Source organism: Hymenobacter lapidarius (genome assembly GCF_001816145.1).
Classification (GTDB): domain Bacteria; phylum Bacteroidota; class Bacteroidia; order Cytophagales; family Hymenobacteraceae; genus Hymenobacter; species Hymenobacter lapidarius.
Window position 1 is genome coordinate 22,652 of sequence record NZ_MDZB01000113.1, and the last position, 6,174, is coordinate 28,825.

At 62.2% G+C, this 6,174-nt stretch carries 5 protein-coding genes; all 5 read right to left on the reverse strand.

The window, feature by feature from the left end; translation table 11 throughout:
- Positions 1 to 66: 66 nt before the first annotated feature.
- Complete coding sequence (locus BEN47_RS12415) at positions 67 to 603, reverse strand: hypothetical protein (protein ID WP_125921655.1); 537 nt, start codon at positions 601 to 603, stop codon at positions 67 to 69.
- Positions 604 to 941: 338 nt separating this feature from the next.
- Positions 942 to 1,841: a YicC/YloC family endoribonuclease gene (locus tag BEN47_RS12420; protein ID WP_070728727.1), complete on the reverse strand. Its 900-nt coding sequence runs from the start codon at positions 1,839 to 1,841 to the stop codon at positions 942 to 944.
- 214 nt (positions 1,842 to 2,055) lie between these two features.
- Positions 2,056 to 2,394 carry an IS1096 element passenger TnpR family protein gene (locus BEN47_RS22880; RefSeq protein WP_204378315.1) on the reverse strand — a complete coding sequence of 113 codons (339 nt, stop codon included), beginning with the start codon at positions 2,392 to 2,394 and terminating at the stop codon, positions 2,056 to 2,058.
- A gap of 273 nt (positions 2,395 to 2,667) precedes the next feature.
- A complete protein-coding gene (locus BEN47_RS12425) occupies positions 2,668 to 6,018 on the reverse strand; it encodes a T9SS type A sorting domain-containing protein (RefSeq protein WP_070728728.1) in 3,351 nt (1,116 codons plus the stop codon).
- 42 nt (positions 6,019 to 6,060) lie between these two features.
- The gene (locus BEN47_RS22885; RefSeq protein ID WP_369073817.1) at positions 6,061 to 6,171 is read right to left on the reverse strand and encodes a hypothetical protein; all 111 of its coding nucleotides are present in this window, start codon (positions 6,169 to 6,171) and stop codon (positions 6,061 to 6,063) included.
- Between the last annotated feature and the right edge of the window lie 3 nt (positions 6,172 to 6,174).

Sequence of the window (6,174 nt, forward strand, 5' to 3'; positions counted from 1 at the left end):
CGAACCTGCGTTCAACTACCGACCTTATTTCTAACTGCTAACTGCTAACTGCTAACTGCTAACTGCCTAGCCTTTGGCTTTCAGCGACAGCATGATCTGCTTGGCAATGGGCTCCCACTCGGGCTTCTGGCGGTCGGCGCAGTTGAAGGTGCAAATCATCAGTTTGCCTTCCACGTCGGTGAAAAACACCAGCGTATATACCTCGTGGCCCATCTCCGGCTTCATGAATTCCATGAAACCCACTTTGCGGTTGTTGATGTTTTTCACGCCGTCGCCGAACCACGTCGCGTCTTTGTACTGCTTATGGTACGTCTTGCCAAACGAGGCGGCGTAGATGTCGACCATGTCCTGGTCGGCGTCGTTGTCGCTGTAGTTGAAGGCGAGACTGATGAGGTTGTTGTTGGTGAAAATGACGCTGGGGCGGCTCTGGGCTTTGGCATATGCAAAGTCCATCTGCTGCTCGGTCATTACCTCAAATCCCTTGGGAATCAGGATTTCCACCCGCTCGCTGAGCACGCGCTTTTTTACCAGCTCAATTTCAGATGCCGGGTGCGCAGCCGTAAGTATCAATCCCAGAATAAAGAGTAAAAATGTAGATTTCATACTAATGCAAATAAGAAGTGAGTAACGGTAAGACCTCTAAGCTAAGCCAAGTTAGATACAATATTATAACATCCAACTTTTGGACAACAAATATTGCGATTTATTTTGGTACCTCCCGAATGAGCCGGGCATTTAATTCAATAAAGGCCTAGCATTCGGCGGGTTGTGATGTTTATAGGTCGCAGCAAATGCCATTTTCAAATCCCTTGCCAGAAAGATTTTCTTAACTATTGTATTTTATAAATTATTGTTAAAGTACAATAAAATGAATTATTCTCGGCCAACTGCGCTTTTAGCACGCCGAACGGCTGAGCTAAAAGAACTGTAAGATTGGATTCCTAAAGAATGTTGTTGAGCTGCTCTTTAATTTTTTCCAACTCCTCTTTCATGCCCACCACCAGGTGCTGCACCGTGGCATCGTTGGCCTTGGAGCCGATGGTGTTGATTTCGCGCCCAATCTCCTGCGCCAGGAAGCCCAGCTTCTTGCCCACAGCCTCATCGGGCTGCCGCACGGCCTGCTCAAAATAGGCCAGGTGAGCTGCCAGGCGCACTTTTTCCTCGGCGATGTCCAGCTTCTCGATGTAGTAGAGCACTTCCTGCTCGAAGCGGGTGGCGTTGAACTGCTCGTGGCTGGTGAGCTCGGCCAGGTGGCCGGCCAGGCGCTGGCGCACGTGCTCGATGCGGGCGGGGTCGTGCTGCTCCACGGCCGCGAGCTGCTGGCGGATAATAGCTACGTAGCTCAGGATTTCAGTGGTGAGGGTGGCGCCTTCGTCTTGCCGGAACTGGTGCATGGCGGCCAGCGCCTCGGTAAGCAGCGGCTGCAGCTCGGCCCAGGCTATTTCTTCGGCCACGGGCTCGGCCTCGCGGGCTTCGGCGGCGCTGGGAATCACGCCCGGCAGGCGCAGGGCTGCCAGCAGGGTGTCTTCGCTGGTGGGCAGGCCCAGGCTCTGGGCCACGGCTTTAAGCTCATGGAAGGCCGCCAGCAGGGCTTCCTTGTTGAGGGAAGCGGTGGCGCGGGCCGCGGCAGGCCGCAAAAAATCCAGGCTCAGATTGATTTTGCCGCGCAGCAGGGACTTGGCCACGGCATTACGGATTTCCAGCTCATGCGGCATCAGGAAGCGCGGCAGCCGCAGGGTCAGGTCCAGGGTTTTGGAGTTGACGGACCGGAGCTCAATGGCGGCGGTGTAGGTATCGGTTTCGCGATGGGCCTGGCCGAAGCCGGTCATGGAGGTAAGCATGGCAAGAAGGGGATTTAATTGGAAGCGACCAGGGCCGCGCCGGGCCGGGTGGGCCAATGGCCGAAGCAATATTACGGCGGGCATCAAAAAGTGTGGGGCAATGGGGCCAAGCGGCCATCGGCATTGGTTCCGCCGGTAGTGACCGGATGCCGAGGTATCGCTGCCGAAAACACTCCTCCCACTCCTCGTTGAGCACTTAACCGGGCCAGAGGCTTCAACTTGCCGCATTTCTTCGCCACGAGAAGGTAGGCCTGGTGCGTGGCCAGGGTATCGTCCAAGTGGACCTGCCGGGCATCGTCGGCAAAGTAGATGCCGCCGGCATACGGAATCCCGTACTCCTTGCCCCAGAGCTTAAAACTGTGCAGGTGTGCCAGTTGTCCCAGCCCATCGCCACCTGGAAAACGCGATGCAGCTCGGCCAGCGTCGTATCAACCCGCACCAACACGTGCCGGATAATTTGCGGGCTGATGCCGACTAGGTGAATCTTGAGCTGGTAGACCGCTGCCAGCTGGTCATCGCCAAGGGTAGAAGGCGGAGCAACGGGTTGAGGCATGGCTTTCACCGGTAAGTACGGCTACCCAAGGTAGCTATCACGTGGTTGAACCCGCCTGCGCCACACTTTTTGGTACTCTCGGATTTTTCCCGCGCCGTCAAAGTTGTGGGCGCAGAGCTAGTAGGCTCGTTGCCAGCTGTTCTGCACCCACTCCCCGACGGTGTTGGTGTCGTAGTATTGAAGGTGCCGATACTGGCGGCCGGCCGGTGCGCTGCAACAGAAAAGCCGCCGGCAGTTGCCGGCGGCTTTTCTGTTGCAGCGCACCGGCCACTTCTACTGCGCGTGGACCCGGACCGTTTTGGTGGTGCCATTCGAAATCAACCGCACCTCGTATAGGCCTTCCGCCAAATTGTCACCGATGGGAAGTTGATAGATGCGGTTGGCTTCTCCCACGCCTTCGCTGACCCGACGCACCAGGCGCCCCAAGATGTCGTAGAGTGCCAGCGAATACTGCTCGCCTTCAGGAACTTGGAATTCCACGGTTGCCCGGCCCGAGAAGGGGTTTGGGTACACTTCCAACAACGTGAGCTTGAGGCAAGCGTTGGTGATTAGCAGCTGCGCAACGGCTTCTGTTTCGCAGCCGCGGGCATCCAGTACAAACAGGCGATACGTATTTGCCCCCAAGCCCGTGAAGGTGAACCCGCTGGTAACCGCCGGCGACGTAGCCACGACAGTGCCCGCAGCGCCAAGCCGAAGCTGGTAGGTGTACGGAGCCGTGCCGCCGGTTGCGCTCGCCGAAACCTGACCAGTTGTGCCAGCACAGGCGTTCACCACGGCGGAGAAAAGGACGCTCAGCCCAACAGCAGGTTGCGTAATGGTGACGGAACTGGCTGCGGCGCCGCAGCCATTAGCGTCCCGTACCAGAACGACGTGGACGCCCGCTGCAAGGGAGGTGAACAGACCCGAACCGTTGGAAAGGCGGCCGTCGAGCGTGAACGTGTAAGGCGCCGTCCCGCCTACTGCCTGGAACTGTACTTGGCCTGTGGCCGTGCCGAAGCAAGCGGCGGCTGTCACGGTAGACGTCAGCGAAATCACGGCAGGAGTGCTGTTAATGGTCACGGCCAAGGCGGCCGAAACGAGCCCGTTAACGGAGACGCTCAGGCTGTACGTGCCGGGGGCCAGGCCCGTGAACACGCCCGTGGCCGAGGTCAGCGAGACGCCGGCCCCCACTAGGGTGTAGGTGCCGCCGGAGAGCGCGGCCGTCACGGTGAGCGAACCAGTGGCCACCAAGCAGGTGGGCTGCACGACGACGGCCACCGGCAGCGCTGGAGCAATGGGCGCGGCGTTGATGGTCACGGCCAGGGCGGCCGATACGCAGCCGCTGACGGACACGCTCAGGCTGTAGGCGCCGGGCGTCAGACCCGTGAACACGCCTATGCTAGAGGTGAGCGAGACGCCCGCCGTCGCGCCCACTCCCACCAGGGCGTAAACGCCGCCAGACAAGAGCGACGTTACCGTCACCGAACCCGTAGCCAGCACGCTGGTGGGCTGCACAACGGCCACGATGGGCTGGGCCGGAGCAGCGGGCGCCGCGTTAATGGTCACGGCCAAGGCGGCCGAAACGAGCCCGTTAACGGACACGCTCAGGCTGTAGGTGCCGGGGGCTAGGCCCGTGAACACGCCCGTGGCCGAGGTCAGCGAGACGCCGGCCCCCGCCAGGGTGTAGGTGCCGCCGGAGAGCGCGGCCGTCACGGTCAGCGAGCCGGTGGCCACCAAGCAGGTGGGCTGCACCACCCCGGCCACGGGGGGAGCCAAGACCGGGGCACCCGGGGCTGCATTAATCGTGACGGCCAGGGCGGCCGATACGCAGCCGTTGACGGACACGCTCAGGCTGTAGGCGCCGGGCGCCAGGCCCGTGAACACGCCCGTCGTGGAAGTCAACGAGACGCCCGCTCTTACCAGGGTGTAGGTGCCGCCGGAGAGCGGGGCCGTCACGGTGAGGGAGCCGGAAGCCACCACAGCCGTGGGCTGCACGATGACGGCCACCGGCAGAGCTGGGGCATTGGGCGCGGCGTTAATCGTGACGGCCAGGGCGGCCGACACGCAGCCGTTGACGGACACGCTCAGGCTGTAGGTGCCGGGGGCCAGGTTCGTGAACGTGCCCGTGGCCGAGGTCAGCGCCACGCCGGCCCCCACTAGGGTGTAGGTGCCGCCGGACAGGGGCGACGTCACGGTCACCGAACCGGCAGCCCCCGCAGCCGTGGGCTGCACGATGACGGCCACCGGCTGGGCCGGGGCGCCTGGGGCCGCGTTGATGGTAACGGCCAAGGCCGGCGAAGCGCAGCCGTTGAGTATCGCGCTCAGGCTGTACGTGCCCGGGGCCAGGCCGTCGAACACGCCCGTCGTAGAGGTGAGCGACACGCCGGCGCCGACCAAGGTGTAGGAGCCACCCGCGAGGGGCAAAGTAACCGACACTGAACCCGTGGCCACCGAGCAGCTGGCCGGCTGCACGACCGTTACCGCCGGCTGGGCCGGGGCGTTAGGTGCCGCGTCGATGACCAATTGCAGGGTCGAGCAAGTGGCGGTGCAGCCGCTCGCATCGGTCACCAGTACGCTGTAAGTACCAGCAGCTAGGCTCGAGAAGACACCCGTCGTGTTGGTTAGCACCCTGCTACCCGATGTCAGCGTGTAGCTGTAGGGCATTGTGCCACCGCTCGCGGCCAGCGTAGCCGAACCCGTAGAAGTGATGCAGGTAGCATTGACCAAGCTGGAGAGGGTTAAGACCAAACTGCTCGAGCCGCCCAGGATGGTTACGTTAGTGCGGGTTGCCGAGCAGCCGCTGGCGTCTTGAACGGTCACGGTGTAGGTGCCCGAAGCAAGCCCGGTGAATACGTTGCTGGTGCCGAAGGACCCGTTATTCAACTGGTAGCTGTAAGCACCCGTACCGCCCGTAGCTGTTACGGTGATGCTGCCCGTCGCGGCGCAACTGGCACTTGTTACCGCCGCGTTGGTAATGCTCAAAGTGTTGAGAGCCGCGTTGATGGTAACGGCCAAGGCGGCCGAGGTGCTGCCGTTAAGCGTGACGCGCAGGCTGTAGGCGCCGGGGGCCAGGCCCGTGAACACGCCCGTGGCGGAGGTGAGGGTCGCGCCCACGCCCACCAAGGTGTAGACGCCGCCGGAAAGAGGCGCCGTCACGGTCAGCGAGCCGGTGGCCGCCAAGCAGGTGGGCTGCACGACGACGGCAATCGGGATGGCCAAGACCGGGGCGCCCGGGGCGTTGATGATGATTTCCAAGGCGGTCGACGTGCAGCCGTTGAGCGTCACGCTCAGGCTGTAGGTGCCGGGGGCTAGGCCCGTGAACGTGCCGATACTGGAGGTGAGAGTCGCGTTGATTCCCACCAGGGTGTAGGTGCCGCCGGTGAGCGCAGCCGTCACCGTGAGCGAGCCGGTGGCCAGCACGCTGGTGGGCTGCACGATAGTCACCTGGGGCTGGGCCGGGGCACCCGGGGCCGCGTTGATGGTGATTTCCAGGGCCGTCGACGTGCAGCCGTTGAGCGTGACGCTCAAGTTGTACGTGCCGGGGGCCAGGTTCGTGAACACGCCCGTGGCCGAGCTCAGCGAGACGCTGGCCGTGGCGCCCACGCCCACCAGGGCGTAGAGGCCGCCGAAGACGCGGGCGTTCACGGTCAGCGAGCCGGTGGCCAGCAGGGGGCAGTCGGGCAGTAATCACGGCAGAAGGGAGTTGATCATGAACCCGCTGTAGCCCATGCTCACGAACAACCGGCAGAAGTTCTTGAGCATGTCGTAATAATTCAGGTCGTGGATGATTTCCCGCACCCC

Excerpts from the sequence above, each read along its gene's own strand:
- BEN47_RS12415 (WP_125921655.1), bottom strand. The coding sequence starts at position 603 with ATGAAATCTACATTTTTACTCTTTATTCTGGGATTGATACTTACGGCT.
- BEN47_RS12420 (WP_070728727.1), bottom strand. The coding sequence starts at position 1,841 with ATGCTTACCTCCATGACCGGCTTCGGCCAGGCCCATCGCGAAACCGAT.
- BEN47_RS22880 (WP_204378315.1), bottom strand. The coding sequence starts at position 2,394 with ATGCCTCAACCCGTTGCTCCGCCTTCTACCCTTGGCGATGACCAGCTG.